This window comes from Chryseolinea sp. T2, assembly GCF_037203685.1.
Taxonomy (GTDB): domain Bacteria; phylum Bacteroidota; class Bacteroidia; order Cytophagales; family Cyclobacteriaceae; genus Chryseolinea.
In genome coordinates this window covers 1-14,854 of sequence record NZ_JBBCAU010000002.1, presented here as the reverse complement: position 1 = coordinate 14,854, position 14,854 = coordinate 1, and the positions used below count along the sequence as shown (strand labels likewise).

Sequence of the window (14,854 nt, the reverse complement as noted above, 5' to 3'; positions counted from 1 at the left end):
TTACAGCGTAAGGAGGTAATTTACCAATTGATAGAAATCTCTTTCTTCTATCGTGCCTGAAAATGAGTCAGGCATCAATGTAAACTTTGAAAGCTTCTCCTCGCTAATATCGCCTTTCTGAATGGTGAACTCCTTGCCGGTAATGTCAGCATAGACCCGGGCGTCGCCCTGCTGGCGACGGAAAAGTCCAGTCTTTAAAGTTCCATCTTTTAATGTGATACTATAATTGCGGAATGCCTTTGAAATGTTTCGATTGGGATCAACGATCTTTTCAATAAGTCCCGAGGTGCCTGTCGAACCGATTCCATCGAGTTGGGGACCGACACCCAGCTGTCCTCCGAGCTTATGACATACCCCGCAGTTCTGCTCGAAAACAGCACGGCCTGAATCAATTGATAAATGACTTCGGTCGAGAGCATTGAAATAAGCAATACGCTGGTCGATGATCTTCTGAAGCTCTTCGCTAATGGGAGTGAGTTCACCTGTAAGATCGTCATATTGCTTTCGTTGCTGAGGTGAGGCTTTGCTAAGAAGGGCTTCACGTGCGCGGTTGCCTGTGAGCGCGCGGGGGTTTAGCGTTCCCTGCGAAGCCTTTCGAAAGGCAATGTCCTTGCCCTGAGGAGATCCTGCCAACGCAACGACTACTGCTTCCTGAACATCGGCCGGGACGGGACCATACATGTTTAGCGCATCATTCAGTGCCTTTCCTGGAAACTCTGCCATCACAGACAACTGTCTCCGCTGGTATTCCCGCACAGAGTCGTGCTGAAGGATGTTAAGACCTATGGCCATGTTGGCAAGGTCGATTTTAAGCAACGAACGAAGCGCACTCTGACGCATACCCCAACCGATGGCTGGTCCCTCGTCAATGAATTTTTTCAGCTCCGGCTGCAGTGAAGTTATCTTAAAGTCGCCCACCATATCAATGGCTGTTCGCTGATGAACGTACTTCTCTTCAAAGTCGGCGGTGTCGGTGGCGGGATACTTTGCAAGGATATCTGATGCAAGAGAAGGTGCATAGGGAGCAAGTACTTCGGTTCCCGTATGTCCAAGTCTTTGTGCAAGACCATCGCGGAGGCCTTTATAAATGAATGCCTTCAAATCGACATCGCCCTGCGACAATGCCTGCTTTACAATGGCGGGCAACTGTGCTACCGGAACGAATCGCGCGATCTGAGTGTAGGCCGGAGGCACGCGATATCTGTCGAGCGTTCCCTTCGACATATAGTCAGCGAGGAAGGTGGCTGATGCAGGAAGGGGCACGTCAACCATGACGCCTGCAAGCAACGCAGCCTGCTCTCCTGTCCATTGCTTTGCCGATACTTCTGCGAGCGTTGGCTCGTGACGAAGCATGTTTCTCAAGGCGAGCCTGGCGGTATAGTAAAGGTGAGTATCGAAATCCTGCGGGGTTTTTTCCAATAGCGCCAGCGTCGACTCAATTGATTTGACGGTGGGATATTTCACCACCGCTTCAGTGGCCGAACGACGAACATGAGGATTGGGATCACTCAAGCCCGATGCAATCACATCATAAAAACCATCAGAAGCCGGTCTTTCCAGGAGCACACGAAACGCATGAAGTCTGATCAGTGTGTCAGGAGACGTTACGGCCTTTTGAAGATCATTCCCGGAGAGCTTGTCCAAACGATGCAACGCCCAGAGCGCATGAACATACTGGCGGGAACCCGAAGGATTTGACAATACCTTTACCAGCGCTTCTGTCGATTCGTTACCCAGCCTGTCCGTTATTTGATCCGTTGCCGCCATTCGCAGGGGGAGGTTATCTGCATCGAGCGCCTTTATGAGCTCATCGAGCGTGGATTTTGTCAGGTCTCTTCGTTCGTTCTTTTTACCCTTGTAAGTTATGCGCCAGATCCTTCCCCTTTGTCTATCGCGCTTGGGATGATTTAATGATACCTCATAGTGACCAATGATCGCGTTGTAAAAGTCGGCAACATACAAAGCGCCATCAGGACCGAGCTTGATGTTCACCGGACGGAACCACGGATCTTCGCTCTTTATAAAATCCACTTCCGATTTACCTACAGGTGAAGATCCCTTCCAGGTAAATGAATAACGATGCACACGTGAATTCACAACGTCGCCAATGAAGAAGCTGTTTTGGAATTCTTCAGGGAAGAGAACGTCAGCGTATTGAGTAATCCCACATAATGAAGTAGCCTCGTCCTTCAATGACTTCATGTCGGGACCGAAACCCATGTTCGACATCTTACCGAAATGGGGATAGTCGCCGGAGCGAATAAGCTGATATAGCGGTGAGCTGTGGCTGTCTGTTGAATACACGTAACCATATGCATCGAACACCAATCCGAATGGATTCACCTGTCCGAAGGTAAGCTGCTCTACGCGGGAACCGTTCGTATTGAACCTGAATGTATTGCCCGACACCAGTATAATCGAATCACCATCTGTTCCGGCAAACTTCGAATAGTTTGTAAAGCCATGGCAGGCATGTACCCATCCATCGTAACCGCGAATGAAGTTGCTGACCATGCCATGCGTGTCCTGATAACCGAAGGGGCCAAGCAGGAATTTACTTTGCTCCATCTGATCATCGTGGTTATTATCAAAGTACCGGTAAAGATTAGGAACACTGAATGACAATGCTCCGTCGGCCAATGGCAGAATACCGATAGGTATGTTCAACGTATCGCTTACACGTGTGAATTTGTCGGCTTTGCCATCGCCGTCTGTATCCTCGAGGATTGTAAGTTTATCCGTTCCCGTTTTGCCAATCATTGGAAAAGGATATTCAAAGGAAGAAGTTACCCACAGCCTTCCCTTCGCATCGAACGTTATGTTCATAGGTTTTTCAATGTCGGGTTCGCTGGCAAATAGTTGTATTTCAAATCCCGGCGGAAGAATGAAGCCCTTCAATTCCTCTTCTGCGGTGCGTGGACCCGTGGCCCGAATATTCTTCTTGAATGGCTCGCCATAAGTATTGCGATCGTCACGTGATTTTTCGGGCTGGCAGCCAGCGAGAATACCAATGACCAGGAAAAGAAAAAGGGACGTGTGATGACAGGACGGCGAAGGGAGGAGACTTCTTACGTGCATAGGAAGGTTATTACCTCTTTAACTTAAGAAATAATTTCAAGAATTGGTGGCCGCCTATCAAAGGAAGGTGCGAACGGCCATCCTTATAACGTGATCGTCTCCTATGCGTGCGCAAAATATTCCTCGGCGTGCGAAAATGTTCATCATACAGGATGCTCTATTCGGGTCATCAATTTAGCCTGTGTCGGTTCACGGCCCGGTTACCGTGATTAAAACACTCAAGTCAGCCTATTTGGGAAGACACGTGTGAAGGCAGAGGATCAGCAGGGCGATGGCATCATTTTAGGGGACAATGCATTAACATGATATTACTTCGTGAATCCATATGAAGGTCCTTTTTATTCTCAATCCGATCAGTGGCAACAAGAGCAACGACGATGCAATACTCAGGATACATCAGCTTGCAGTTGAAACGCCCTATGACTTCAAGATACTTTATACCACAGGAAAGGATGACGAAAAGAGGATCCTTAGCGACATCAAATGGTACAAGCCAGATCGTATCATTGCTGGCGGCGGGGATGGTACCTTGCAACTTGTGGCACGAACTATACGAGAGATGGACACGCCGTTCGGCGTACTTCCCCTTGGTTCAGCAAATGGATTTGCAACAGCGATAGGAATGCCTAAGGACCCCGCGGAAGCGGTGCGCGCAGTAATCGGCGCGACTCGTACAGTACCCCTGGATCTGTTGATCTTCAATAACAAGCATCTCTGCATTCACCTTGGCGATATCGGCATTAACGCACATATGGTGAAAGAATATTCACGTTCTGAGGATCGTGGCATGATGGCATATGCACGTCACCTGATGAGCTCGATGAAAGAGAGCGAGCTTCTTCGTTACACCATTACTACTCCGGAACAGACGTATCACAAGGAAGGATACATGCTGGCGTTTGCAAATGCTGACAAGTATGGAACTGGCATTCAGATCTCTGAAGGTGCCGTTGACGACGGTTGTTTCGAGATATGTAATGTTCCGCGTATCGCACTTGATGATGCTATAAAGGCCGGCCTCACGGCATTGAATGTATTCGTGGACAAGAACATGTTTTCAGATGTGATCTCATGCGAACATGCCGAGGTATCGATCAGTCAGAAGGTGCACTTTCAGATCGATGGCGAGTACATGGGCATGACCGATAAATTAACAGTGGGTATACTTCCATCTTCTGTACCTTTGCTGGTGTCATGAGCGCGAACCGGGTTCCGATATTGCTCAACTACTACGCACTTGCAAACGAAGGGCGTGCACTGATCTATGGGCAGATCACCACCAAGCGTCCCGGTGACCTGAGCTTTAATGCGTTCTCGAGGAGAACGACGTTTCGAACGCTGCTCTCACTGTACCGCTCGAGGGCACTGACAAACACAACGGTAAAGCTACACTATCAGGAATTTGAGCTGGAGGCTGTCACTGACGAAACCGGTTTCTTCATGGTCAGTCACGATGTTGATCAAAAAGAGTTTCCTCTTTACGACGTCACTGTCGATGGCAAACCCGTTCTTTTACTGGAAGGTTTGTATGACCGGAGCCTGAATCGCATCGTGACTCCCGACATTGTTGTCTCGGATATTGACGACACCATATTGCATTCACATATTTCGCGCAAGTTACGGAAGCTGAGTACGCTGATGTTCACACCTGTTGAACGACGCATGGCCGTAGAGCCTGTGAAGGAGTTGATCCAGCGCATTGTTGACCAGGGCGCAACGGCATTTTATCTCAGCAACAGTGAACAGAATCTGTATCCTCTTATATATCGTTTCCTTATTCTAAATTCCTTTCCAGCAGGCCCCGTGTTTCTTAAACAAATGCGGCGCCTACGCGACGTGATTCGCTACAGGAAGTTGCCAACGCCCGAGGTACACAAGCTGAAGATGCTCAACATTCTCCTCCCTATGTTTCCTGAAAAGAACTTCGTACTGATCGGAGACAATACGCAATACGACTTGTCGATATATCTGACGGCCGCCAAAAATTATCCCGATAACGTTAAGGCAATCTACATCAGGCGTGCAATACCCATGCCGGATGAGCTTGCAAAGGCGGCTGAACTGAAAGAACAGCTTGCCAAAAGCAACATAGAATTTCACTATGGTGACGACTTCGCCTCTGTGAAGTGGCCCGAGTCCAACGATCTGATCGCACCGGCAAAAGAAGCTCATTCAGCAGAGCCCTCCAAGGGTGCCATCCTTTTTGATAAAGAGCAGGATGGCCAGGATTTGAATGTACAATTTAGGAACCCGAAACCTGGAAACGGGAGCCACGTTAACAAGCCTTGAAATGTCTTCGAAGAACACCTCTGTTTATGCTGCTCTCGGCGCCAATCTGCTAATCGCGATAACCAAATTCGTGGCGGGCGGCATTACGCGTAGCTCAGCCATGATCTCCGAAGGTATTCACTCGACCGTTGACTGCACCAATCAACTGTTATTGCTTTACGGGTTAAAGCAAAGCAAACGTCCGGCAGACAAAAACAAGCCTTTCGGCTACGGCAAGGAGCTTTACTTCTGGTCGTTCATGGTATCGATACTTATCTTCGGTCTGGGAGGAGGTTTGTCGATCTATCATGGCATTCACTTTCTACAGGATCCACATGAGCTCGGTAATCCGATGGTGAATTATGTCGTACTGGGACTATCGGCCATCTTTGAATTGATCTCATGCTGGTTTGCACTGAAGGAATTCAATGCAGCGAGAGGAACGCAGAGCTGGTGGACGGCAATCAAAACCAGCAAGAACCCGATTACTTTTCTTGTTCTCTTTGAAGACCTTGCGGCTCTGGCGGGTTTGATGATCGTGCTGGTATTCACTGCGCTCACGCATTGGTTAAACATGCCGGTACTTGACGGAGTTGCTTCTATTCTCGTCGGTTTGTTATTGGGAGGCGTTGCCTGGCTTCTTGGAACGGAGAGTCGCTCGCTGCTGATGGGCGAAGGCATTGCTCCGGAGACACAAAGGGAAATCTGTGCACTGACAGAGAGAGACCCGGCAGTAGTGAAGGTGATCAACATACTTTCCACCTATCAGTCACCTGAATCGGTTATACTTATGTTGGTTGTAGCGTTCGACAACGGGCTCAGTACTGTGCAGATTACCAACGCAATTGAACGTATCAGGACGGCGATCAAAAAAGCCTATCCGTATGCTGAGTTTGTGGTGGTCCAGCCCCAGACGTTGGTTAAGGCTAATTCGAATCCTGTATACAACTATCTTTGAAAAAGGACCTCCCCATAAGGTGTTGCCCGCTAATAAAAAGGGGCAACAGAAATTAGTTTGATGATCATTAACCTTCAGGAACTCGTTCGAGTTTTTCGAACATAAACGACCAGGGCAACGACGAACATAGCTGCAGCGAAAAAATAGGCGTATGGAATCAGGGTCTTGCCTTCCTTTATGAAAAGGTATCCGATGGTAAAAACGACGATTGCTTCAAGTCCAAAAGTATATGCCTTAAAATGACGTAACAGACGTTCAAACTTGTGATGGAATATGGTGCCAATAAAAATAAACAATGCTATACAGAGGAATAATATTCCAATTCCAGTCTTACCGGGAGTTGTTAGCTTATCAAATCCTTTCATGGACACTACAAAGGCAGTGAGGTAATGAGTGATTGTTTCCAGTATTTGATTGCGTTTCGTTTTACCATCAGTGCTCATGAATGTAAATTAAGTGATAGCAAGCAGGAAATGACACACCCGATGTTTAGAATCCATAAAAAAAAGTATGTTTTTTTGGTCTGCTGATGCCATTTCAGGGCATTATTGTTATTTAGTGTACGGTGGACGCGCGAGGAGAAATCGCCAGATCAAACAATCAACAGACAGTCAATGATTCTCATTGAACGTGAAAACTATCTCAAAACACTCCAGGACCGGTTCGCGGAGGTGAGCAGCGCGGGGCATACCGTCTTCCTTATGGGTGAGGCAGGCATCGGAAAGACTTCTCTTGTTACGCATTTCAGAGAATCGCTGGGCATTCGTGCCCATACTTATATCGGCGGATGTGATTCACTGTTCACCCCTCACCCACTTGGACCGTTGCATGATATAGCTCCGCAGCTGGATAGCGACTTCGCGACGTTGCTCCGAACAGAAAAAGAACGCTCAGTAATTTTCACGTCGTTCTTCGAAAGTTTGTCAGCGTCGAAGCGCCCCGTGTTGCTGGTCATCGAGGATGTGCATTGGGCTGACGAGGCCACTATAGACCTGATCAAATTTATCTCCAGGAGAATTTCGAAGCTGCGTTGTTTGTTTGTGTTGACCATGCGAGACAACGAGCTGGATGCACGCCACGCACTGAAGATATTGTTTGGTCAACTGCCGGCAGATACCTTTACGAAAGTCCATGTTAGTCCGCTGTCGAGAAAGGCAGTAGAAGAGATGGCCGTATCGAAAGGTCACAGCACGGGTGAAAAGGTGTTTGCTCTCACTGGCGGAAATCCTTTTTATGTGACGGAGGTGCTGGCGACGGGCATGGCTCCTATACCGGAACGCATTAAGGATTCAGTGCTCACGGCGTTTCATTCGAAAGATGAGCATACGCAGGAATTGTGGGAGTTGCTGTCGGTTCTTCCGTCACGTATCGAACCATCGATCGTATCGAAGATAGAACACGAGTATCCAAACGTGATTGAAAACTGCCTTGCTTCGGGCGTGATCGTAAATCGCAATGACACGCTTTCATTCAAACACGAGCTGTACCGCATTGCTATTGAAGAGTCGATCTCCAAATACAGGAGAAAGCATCTGCATAAACGTGTACTGGCATTGCTGGATGACAGCACCGGCGCCACGCTGGCACAACGGGTGCACCATGCGCGTTTTGCTGAAGATCACAGGCTTGTTGTTGAACTCGCACCGAAGGCGGCCAAAGAGGCTGCGGCGTTGGGTGCACATCTGGAAGCGGCAAAGTTATATAAGACCGCCATTGAACATGCTCCGGCAGACTACCAGGGCATGCCAGAGCTCTATGCGCGTTACGCCTACGAATGTTATCTTATCAATCAGATCTCCAATGCACTGACTGCGCAGGAACAGTGTCTGGCCTTTTATCGCAAGGGAGGAAACCTCCTGAGAATAGGTGACACGTTGCGTTTCCTGTCGCGCCTTCAATGGTTCGGCGGAAACCGGGGGCGCGCGAACACCTATGCCAATGAATCGGTGCAGGTACTGGAACAGCTTCCACCTTCGAAGGAACTCGCACTTGCATACAGCAATTTTGCTCAACTGAATATGCTGTCCGACAATAAACCACAGACACTTCATTGGGGTGAAAAGGCCATTGCATTAGCGGAGCAATTGAACGATGCTGAAATCTTATGTCATGCGTTGAACAATGTAGGAAGCATCCTGCTGAAGTCGGCGGGAAATGAAGAGGAAGGCGCGAGCAAGCTGCAACAGAGTCTTTCGATCGCACTTACGAACGGGTTTCATGAGCATGCAGCACGGGCGTATACCAACATGGGTTGCTTCTATGTGCTTATGAAGAGATACGATCGTGCCACGAAGTGGCTGGACGAAGGATTGAAATACTGTGAAGAGCTTGACCTCTTATCGTGGTACTATTACATGCAGGGCGAGCGAACAAGGTTGTTACTGGATACCGGGGCCTGGGCAGAGGCGGAGCGCATTTCGCTTTCGTTGCAATTAAATGCCGACCACTTCGCCCTTACACGGATTGGCGCTCTTGTTACCCTTGCGCGCTTCAACATACGACGTGGAAATTTCGATGATGCTCAGCACTATCTGGACATCGCGAAGCAGCTTGCAGCACCTACAGCTGAAGCGTACCGGATGTTGCCGGTGATGGCAGCTCAACTTGAACTCTGCTGGACAACAGGTAAGTCCGTGCCTGTGGAGGAATTGAACGCAGCCATTGCATTGCTTCCCGACATCCATGAATCGTGGCACTATGCAGGCGTTGCGTACTGGATGCTTCGTTGTTCCATACCTGTGGCCGATCACAGCGAGGTTCGCTATCCAGGTCCATTTGCGAAAGAACAGCAAGGGCAATTCGAAGCGGCTGCCCAGGAATGGAAGTCAGCAGGTTGTGCCTTCGAGCAGGCACTTGCCCTCATTGAATGTGGCGAAGAGCAGCAGCGCGCTGCGCTGGCTATTCTCGACAACCTTGGCGCTACTGCCACATCCGAGATGCTGAAAACAAAACTCCGCGAAAAAGGAATGCGCCACATCCCCCGCGGACCGAGGGAAAGTACCAAAAGCAATCCAGCCCATCTCACCGGCAGGCAGGTGGAGATCCTTGCCCTCCTGGACCTGGGTGCTCAAAACAAGGAGATCGCCGAAAAGCTTTTTATCTCCCCCAAAACGGTTGATCATCACATCTCCGCCATACTTTCCAAACTGTCCGTCAATTCACGTACAAAGGCCGTTGCCGAGGCTCGTCGCCTCGGAATCCTGAAATAGGGTAGCAATAGTTAATCCTAAAATAGGGAACCGGATTCCGATAAATAGGGAATTCTGCTGAAGCAGGGTTGAATGCGATTGCCCAATTTTGAATCATCAAATCGCAGGAAATGAAAAAGTACATCATCGAACGGCAATTGCCGGGGGCAGGGAAACTCACCTTGTCTGAATTGAAAGCTATAGCGAGGACTTCAAACGAAGTGATTGACGAGCTCGAAGCGCCATATCACTGGATCGAAACCTATGTAACCGATAATAAATTATATTGTGTTCACATCGCCCCCGACCGGGAAACAGTTCTAGAGCACGCGCGCAAAGGTGGGTTTCCCGTCGACAGCATCTCAGAAGTAAAATATATAATGGATCCAACGACCAGCGCCCTGAAGGCGGTGTGAAGTTGACGACTACATCATTAAAAAACACCTCATATGATAACCAGCGCATCACCCAGCAACAGTATAAGAATGCAGTCGTCACCCGACATTGCAATTGCCGGAGTTCGGGTCCAGTCCGTTGATGTATTACGCGGGCTCGTCATGATCATCATGGCCATCGACCACGTGCGAGTCTACTCGGGCATACCGGCAGGTGGTCTTACCGTTGGAATCTTTCTGACGCGATGGATCACGCATTTCTGCGCACCATCGTTCGCTTTCTTCGCGGGAACCAGTGCATTTCTTCAATATAATAAGACACGTGACCGGAAAGCGCTTGTCAGTTTCCTCGTAACGCGTGGCCTGCTGCTCGCGGTCTTCGAGCTGACAGTTGTTCGCTTCTTCTGGACATTCAATTTCGACTATGAGGCGTTCACGATAACCGGAGTGTTGTGGATGCTTGGATGGTGCATGGTATTGATGGCGGCCTTTATAAGAATAAAGCCACTGACGCTCGCTGTCATCGGCATAGGCATGGTGTTGTTTCAGTCACTCTTTGCGCAGGTACCTCTTTTGTTCCCCGAAGGACTTCAGGAAACTGTGGCGAAGTATTGGGGGTTCTTTTACCCTGCGGCGGTTGCCGGTAAAGAGGGTGTTGTTATTGGCGGAGGATCCGGTGGTCTGCCTTCAGTATTCGGATTGAGCATCTTCTATGTAATACTGCCCTGGCTTGGGGTGATGATGGCGGGATTTGGTTTCGGTGCGCTGTTGCTGAAAGATCCCGCCCTTGTAAAGCGAATATGCCTCTGGCTGGGCATCGGTATTACGATAGCGTTTCTCATCGTGGCCCTGATCAAAGCATTTTACTTCTACGCGCCGGACGACCCTACACCGTTGTTCGTGCGCGTTTTAGGGCAACAGAAGTATCCACCGTCACAGCTGTATGTGATGATGACGCTCGGGCCGGTGATTGCATTAGTGCCATGGGCACAGCGTGCAACGGGGTGGCTGGTGGATGCAATAAAGCTGATCGGCAGAGTGCCCATGTTTTACTATTTGTTGCATATCCTGCTGATTCACCTCTCCGCATTCGTTGTGAACCTTGTGCTCTATGGAAACATACACCAGGACTGGTATGTTACTGCGCCGTTTGTGGGCATGGCTGAACCAGATCGCTGGCACCTTGGTGTCCTTTATCTCGTGTGGGCTGTTGATGTAGTTATTCTCTACTTCATCTGTTCGAGGTACGCTCGCTTTAAGGCGGAGCATCCGGAGATCGGGTGGATCAAATACTTATAATTAATTGACAATTGATAATTGATAATTGATAATTAAGACCCGGCCGGGGTTCAGTGCGAATATTTTAGTTCATTGAGGGCTTATTGAAGCCGGGTGATGAATTCGGATCCGTGCACGCGGAGCAATTCATAATTCTTAACTCTTAATTCTTAACTCATCCGCTGTCAGGGTGTTGACAGGTGGATGTTCACCGTTGTCTGTTACGTTTTAAACCAGACCGAAGCCGTACTGAAGAACTGTGTGGATGCTGCAAAAACCCGTCTGTAGCATTGCACAGGGCTTCATACGCGGCTGGGAGCCAGACCAGGTAACGACTGCGCTGAAAGATATTTCTCTGACCGACTCACGCAGATTAAGCACCTCTCACAGATTAAGCACCCAATTCATCAGATCAAATTAAGCACTCCTGGCTAAAAAAGGCCGGGCACATCTGCCGAAAGCATTGGCTGACAGACATATGGCGCTCAATTTTTTAGGTTGCCCGGTTTGTTTATTTTTGCAGCGCTAATGTGGCGCGCAGGTGGCCTGCGCCGGGAACATGGCTCCGTATTTCAATGGATAGAATTTCAGATTCCGATTCTGAAGATGCAGGTTCGATTCCTGCCGGGGCTACAATTTGTGAGGGGACATTTGAGAGGATTCCCCTCCCATAATCGAAAATTTCAAGGACAATTTCCTTGCTGGTTTCGGGGTACAATGTACCCCATTTATTTTGCCCTTTTGGGGATGAACGGTCCCCTAGCCCCGAATCGAACCTGCATCTTCAGAACCGGAATCTCGCTGACTTTGCTACCATTTACTCCTTCCGGACAGGTCCACCGTAAGCGGGAATGTTACTGTACGAGCAAAGTTGAGATTCAAATCTTCCATTAGATTAAAGAGCCGGTGACGACTAAGCGGATATAAAGACGTTTCCCACTTCCCTGTTGAAGGGATATAGTCATCACTCATTTCATAAGCATCGATGTAGTACACATCGCCGTTCTTGTCCTCAACAATGTGATGATTGAATTTGTCTGCTCCGAGCCAAGAGCCAAAGTAAGTGCAGACTTGTCGATGAAGGAATCTAAACATTTTCAATTCTTCATGGTCTTCGATTTTGTGCAGCTTGTGCGTTGTTACTGATAGAGACATATAGATTCAAATTAAAGTTACAGATCGTAAGAAAGCCCCGCGACTTTCATCACACAGGGCTAACCTTTTAATACAAATATTCAACTACGCTTCTACTTTCTCTTTCAAAGAGATGTGCAAATTTTTGAATAGATATTCATGACCATCGGCTTTGAACCTGAACAAGTAGCTCTTCTCCATAAACTCAATGTAGAGCATATATTTGTTGGCTATGTGTATGCGATACTTGCCCTTGTTCAATGGGGATTCCGGATGCTCTCGCCACCATTGTTCTTCTTCCAATTCCTGTTGCTCCATCATCTCTTGATACTCGTCTGAGTTCATCCAACTCAACATTTCATCATCTACACTTCCCATATCGCTTATATTGTTTATAGTTGTCCAAAAGATGTTCCCGGCGATGAAGGTGTCATCTCGATTGAATAGTTGACTTATTTCAACCATTCACCAGCCGGGAACAAGATCATCAAGAAAGGGCTGAACCCGTCCGGTCCAACCCTCTCTGTCGTTAGTAAAACTCTCTAAAACAAAAAGTGCTACATTAGCAAAGCGCTGTATTGCTCCTGACTCATTGTCACCTCATAGAACCAATTGGTTTTGTTCAGGCTGTCTCGCTTGAATTGAAATCCCAATTCATTCAACGTTAATTCAAATAGTAAAGTCTCAAGAGTATTCTTGGAAATAAGGAAATGAGCGCGTCTGTTACTATCCGAACCATAAAAATCAGGACGGTTCACAAAAGTCAATACCTCTTTGGGTGTTATCATCATAATGGGTGTTGTTCTGTAATACTAAAGTACCGGTAGCCATAGCGTAGTCAAAGGTTGGACCAGAAGATATAACTGCCTATGTGACGCGCTACACAAGCTCTTACTTAAGAGTTGCGTGACACTTCTGCATATTTGTAGTCTTTTACTACTTTTCACTTTCGTGATTGTCGTCTTTTACGTGATTGTCGTGTTTGTTAAGATTGGTGAGATAGTAGTAATATATGAGTTCGTCAGCCGTGAGCGATCGATGACGGCGCACCAGCGCATGCAACATTGACTCAACATCAATCTTTAGAACATTGACCATAAACAATGACGGTCTTTTCCATAACAGAAGGTACGCCGTGATGGTCATTGCACGCAATCAGGTTTTCCGTATATTCGGAATGTAAACCCCGTTAACGTCAAATGGACGCTCTCAAAGAACTCTTTAGTAGCCTCAAGGAAAGGCTATCTAGTCCCTTCATATTCTCCTTTGTATTGTCTTGGTTAATTATCAACTGGAGAGTCACTGTCTCCTTGTTATGGTACGATAAAGAACAATGGAAGGATAAGTCTCTCCTAACATTCATTGAAGGTCACAATAATGCTTGTGACTTTTTCTGGTATCCACTTTTATGGGCACTGATATACACCTTTGCCTATCCGTTCATCACGATGCTTTGGAATGCACTGCAGACCTTTGTCACCACCCGTACCGAGAATTGGCAACTCTCCATATCTAAGGAAGCAAAGGTGCCAATGAGCAAGTTCATTGAAGAGCGTACTAAGTACAGCGAAAAAGCAGCCGACCTTGATAAAGTCATCGCTGAAGAAAAGGTCACTAGGACCAAACTCGAAACGGCGGAGCAGAACAACCTCACGCTGCAACAAGAGGTTGAGACTGCAAAAAGACAGGCAGACAGCTTTCGAGAAGCATCAAACGAAAAAGAAGCAACTATCAGAGAGTGTAAGGACAAATTCGAACTGATTGATAATATCAACCCATTGCTTGGAACATACGAGGTAGCCTACGATAACTTCACCTTGTTAATTGAAATTGATAACGGCGTAATTCTAGTAAGTAAAATTGCCAATCCGAAAGCTACAATGGCAATCGCCGCTCACACACCCCTTGGCACAATAGTTTCCCACAAATACAATCCGGTCAATCACTCTGCCTTAATCGCACTTAAACTCGATTCTGTAATCCGGTCTTCCGGAATGGCGCAAGAAGCTTTAGATGCCTCAGAGTATCAATACATCTATCTGTTCAGAACCGAGAACGGTTGGCGCGGAATGTGGAACGAGAAAGCCGTGATTTTCACTAGTACAACTATGGCAAAAAGTCTCAACCGCTAATCGTACATATGGACCCCTATCTACAAGCTCTCTTTTCTGCTGTAGTCTCTACGCTAACGACATTTATTACATTAATCCTTACGGGCTATTTCACCAAGAAGGCACAAAACCGAGCCGACATAGAAGACACAGCGAAGATTACCGAACTACAGGAGTCGGTAAGGCACCAGTTCGAAACTCTCAATGCCAAGGTCGACCTTGTTAATCAGAACAAACTTTCGCTTGCTGACGAGGAACGGAAGGCTATTTATGGCGTGAATGAAACAATATATGAGCTAGTCATGTTCCTCAATACCTTTATGGCAAGCCCCAAATATGCCCTTAACCCAACCACGGAGCTTATGACTGAATATTCCGGTAATGTTTGACCCACCATTCCGGTAATGGTTTGACCCAGGGATTCCGGTAATCATTTGACCCACC

14 protein-coding genes and 1 tRNA gene are annotated in these 14,854 nt (G+C 47.7%); 9 read left to right on the top strand and 6 right to left on the bottom strand.

Annotated features, from left to right (window positions below; all coding sequences use genetic code 11):
* The gene (locus tag WBG78_RS05060; protein ID WP_337325299.1) at positions 1 to 3,078 is read right to left on the bottom strand and encodes a PVC-type heme-binding CxxCH protein; all 3,078 of its coding nucleotides are present in this window, start codon (positions 3,076 to 3,078) and stop codon (positions 1 to 3) included.
* A gap of 325 nt (positions 3,079 to 3,403) precedes the next feature.
* On the opposite strand from WBG78_RS05060, the gene WBG78_RS05055 reads away from it, so the two are divergent.
* The 3 genes from WBG78_RS05055 to WBG78_RS05045 are packed head-to-tail and all read left to right on the top strand — an operon-like array spanning position 3,404 to position 6,304.
* Positions 3,404 to 4,276: a diacylglycerol/lipid kinase family protein gene (locus WBG78_RS05055; protein ID WP_337325298.1), complete on the top strand. Its 873-nt coding sequence runs from the start codon at positions 3,404 to 3,406 to the stop codon at positions 4,274 to 4,276.
* Complete coding sequence (locus WBG78_RS05050) at positions 4,273 to 5,367, top strand: App1 family protein (protein ID WP_337325297.1); 1,095 nt, start codon at positions 4,273 to 4,275, stop codon at positions 5,365 to 5,367. The genes WBG78_RS05055 and WBG78_RS05050 overlap by 4 nt, the downstream gene beginning before the upstream one ends.
* 1 nt (position 5,368) lies before the next feature.
* On the top strand, positions 5,369 to 6,304 hold the full coding sequence (locus tag WBG78_RS05045) for a cation diffusion facilitator family transporter (RefSeq protein ID WP_337325296.1): 936 nt from the start codon (positions 5,369 to 5,371) through the stop codon (positions 6,302 to 6,304).
* Positions 6,305 to 6,378: 74 nt separating this feature from the next.
* Here the strand turns inward: WBG78_RS05045 and WBG78_RS05040 are convergent, their stop codons facing one another.
* Positions 6,379 to 6,747 carry a hypothetical protein gene (locus tag WBG78_RS05040; RefSeq protein ID WP_337325295.1) on the bottom strand — a complete coding sequence of 123 codons (369 nt, stop codon included), beginning with the start codon at positions 6,745 to 6,747 and terminating at the stop codon, positions 6,379 to 6,381.
* Between the two features lie 171 nt (positions 6,748 to 6,918).
* On the opposite strand from WBG78_RS05040, the gene WBG78_RS05035 reads away from it, so the two are divergent.
* From WBG78_RS05035 to WBG78_RS05020, 4 genes are all read left to right on the top strand, one after another.
* Positions 6,919 to 9,513 carry a helix-turn-helix transcriptional regulator gene (locus WBG78_RS05035; protein ID WP_337325294.1) on the top strand — a complete coding sequence of 865 codons (2,595 nt, stop codon included), beginning with the start codon at positions 6,919 to 6,921 and terminating at the stop codon, positions 9,511 to 9,513.
* A 110-nt stretch (positions 9,514 to 9,623) separates the two neighbouring features.
* Positions 9,624 to 9,908, top strand: coding sequence for a DUF4242 domain-containing protein (locus WBG78_RS05030; RefSeq protein WP_337325293.1), 285 nt, complete (start codon positions 9,624 to 9,626; stop codon positions 9,906 to 9,908).
* Between the two features lie 33 nt (positions 9,909 to 9,941).
* Positions 9,942 to 11,186, top strand: coding sequence for a DUF1624 domain-containing protein (locus WBG78_RS05025; RefSeq protein WP_337325292.1), 1,245 nt, complete (start codon positions 9,942 to 9,944; stop codon positions 11,184 to 11,186).
* A 540-nt stretch (positions 11,187 to 11,726) separates the two neighbouring features.
* Positions 11,727 to 11,798, top strand: a tRNA-Arg gene (locus tag WBG78_RS05020).
* 177 nt (positions 11,799 to 11,975) lie between these two features.
* Here WBG78_RS05020 and WBG78_RS05015 read toward each other — a convergent pair.
* The 4 genes from WBG78_RS05015 to WBG78_RS05000 form a co-directional block, all read right to left on the bottom strand.
* Entirely contained in the window at positions 11,976 to 12,320 is a 345-nt protein-coding gene (locus WBG78_RS05015; protein ID WP_337325291.1) for a hypothetical protein, read from the bottom strand.
* A gap of 84 nt (positions 12,321 to 12,404) precedes the next feature.
* Positions 12,405 to 12,677 carry a hypothetical protein gene (locus WBG78_RS05010; protein WP_337325290.1) on the bottom strand — a complete coding sequence of 91 codons (273 nt, stop codon included), beginning with the start codon at positions 12,675 to 12,677 and terminating at the stop codon, positions 12,405 to 12,407.
* 179 nt (positions 12,678 to 12,856) lie between these two features.
* On the bottom strand, positions 12,857 to 13,090 hold the full coding sequence (locus WBG78_RS05005; RefSeq protein ID WP_337325289.1) for a hypothetical protein: 234 nt from the start codon (positions 13,088 to 13,090) through the stop codon (positions 12,857 to 12,859).
* Positions 13,091 to 13,235: 145 nt separating this feature from the next.
* Positions 13,236 to 13,397, bottom strand: a complete 162-nt coding sequence (locus WBG78_RS05000) for a hypothetical protein (protein WP_337325288.1) — start codon at positions 13,395 to 13,397, stop codon at positions 13,236 to 13,238.
* Between the two features lie 101 nt (positions 13,398 to 13,498).
* On the opposite strand from WBG78_RS05000, the gene WBG78_RS04995 reads away from it, so the two are divergent.
* Positions 13,499 to 14,431: a hypothetical protein gene (locus WBG78_RS04995; protein ID WP_337325287.1), complete on the top strand. Its 933-nt coding sequence runs from the start codon at positions 13,499 to 13,501 to the stop codon at positions 14,429 to 14,431.
* An 8-nt stretch (positions 14,432 to 14,439) separates the two neighbouring features.
* The gene (locus WBG78_RS04990) at positions 14,440 to 14,799 is read left to right on the top strand and encodes a hypothetical protein (RefSeq protein ID WP_337325286.1); all 360 of its coding nucleotides are present in this window, start codon (positions 14,440 to 14,442) and stop codon (positions 14,797 to 14,799) included.
* Positions 14,800 to 14,854: the final 55 nt, after the last annotated feature.

Bases quoted from the DNA above. Each gene is read 5' to 3' on its own strand.
- WBG78_RS05060 (WP_337325299.1), bottom strand. From the start codon at position 3,078: ATGCACGTAAGAAGTCTCCTCCCTTCGCCGTCCTGTCATCACACGTCC.
- WBG78_RS05055 (WP_337325298.1), top strand. From the start codon at position 3,404: ATGAAGGTCCTTTTTATTCTCAATCCGATCAGTGGCAACAAGAGCAAC.
- WBG78_RS05050 (WP_337325297.1), top strand. From the start codon at position 4,273: ATGAGCGCGAACCGGGTTCCGATATTGCTCAACTACTACGCACTTGCA.
- WBG78_RS05045 (WP_337325296.1), top strand. From the start codon at position 5,369: ATGTCTTCGAAGAACACCTCTGTTTATGCTGCTCTCGGCGCCAATCTG.
- WBG78_RS05040 (WP_337325295.1), bottom strand. From the start codon at position 6,747: ATGAGCACTGATGGTAAAACGAAACGCAATCAAATACTGGAAACAATC.
- WBG78_RS05035 (WP_337325294.1), top strand. From the start codon at position 6,919: ATGATTCTCATTGAACGTGAAAACTATCTCAAAACACTCCAGGACCGG.
- WBG78_RS05030 (WP_337325293.1), top strand. From the start codon at position 9,624: ATGAAAAAGTACATCATCGAACGGCAATTGCCGGGGGCAGGGAAACTC.
- WBG78_RS05025 (WP_337325292.1), top strand. From the start codon at position 9,942: ATGATAACCAGCGCATCACCCAGCAACAGTATAAGAATGCAGTCGTCA.
- WBG78_RS05015 (WP_337325291.1), bottom strand. From the start codon at position 12,320: ATGTCTCTATCAGTAACAACGCACAAGCTGCACAAAATCGAAGACCAT.
- WBG78_RS05010 (WP_337325290.1), bottom strand. From the start codon at position 12,677: ATGGGAAGTGTAGATGATGAAATGTTGAGTTGGATGAACTCAGACGAG.
- WBG78_RS05005 (WP_337325289.1), bottom strand. From the start codon at position 13,090: ATGATGATAACACCCAAAGAGGTATTGACTTTTGTGAACCGTCCTGAT.
- WBG78_RS05000 (WP_337325288.1), bottom strand. From the start codon at position 13,397: ATGGTCAATGTTCTAAAGATTGATGTTGAGTCAATGTTGCATGCGCTG.
- WBG78_RS04995 (WP_337325287.1), top strand. From the start codon at position 13,499: ATGGACGCTCTCAAAGAACTCTTTAGTAGCCTCAAGGAAAGGCTATCT.
- WBG78_RS04990 (WP_337325286.1), top strand. From the start codon at position 14,440: ATGGACCCCTATCTACAAGCTCTCTTTTCTGCTGTAGTCTCTACGCTA.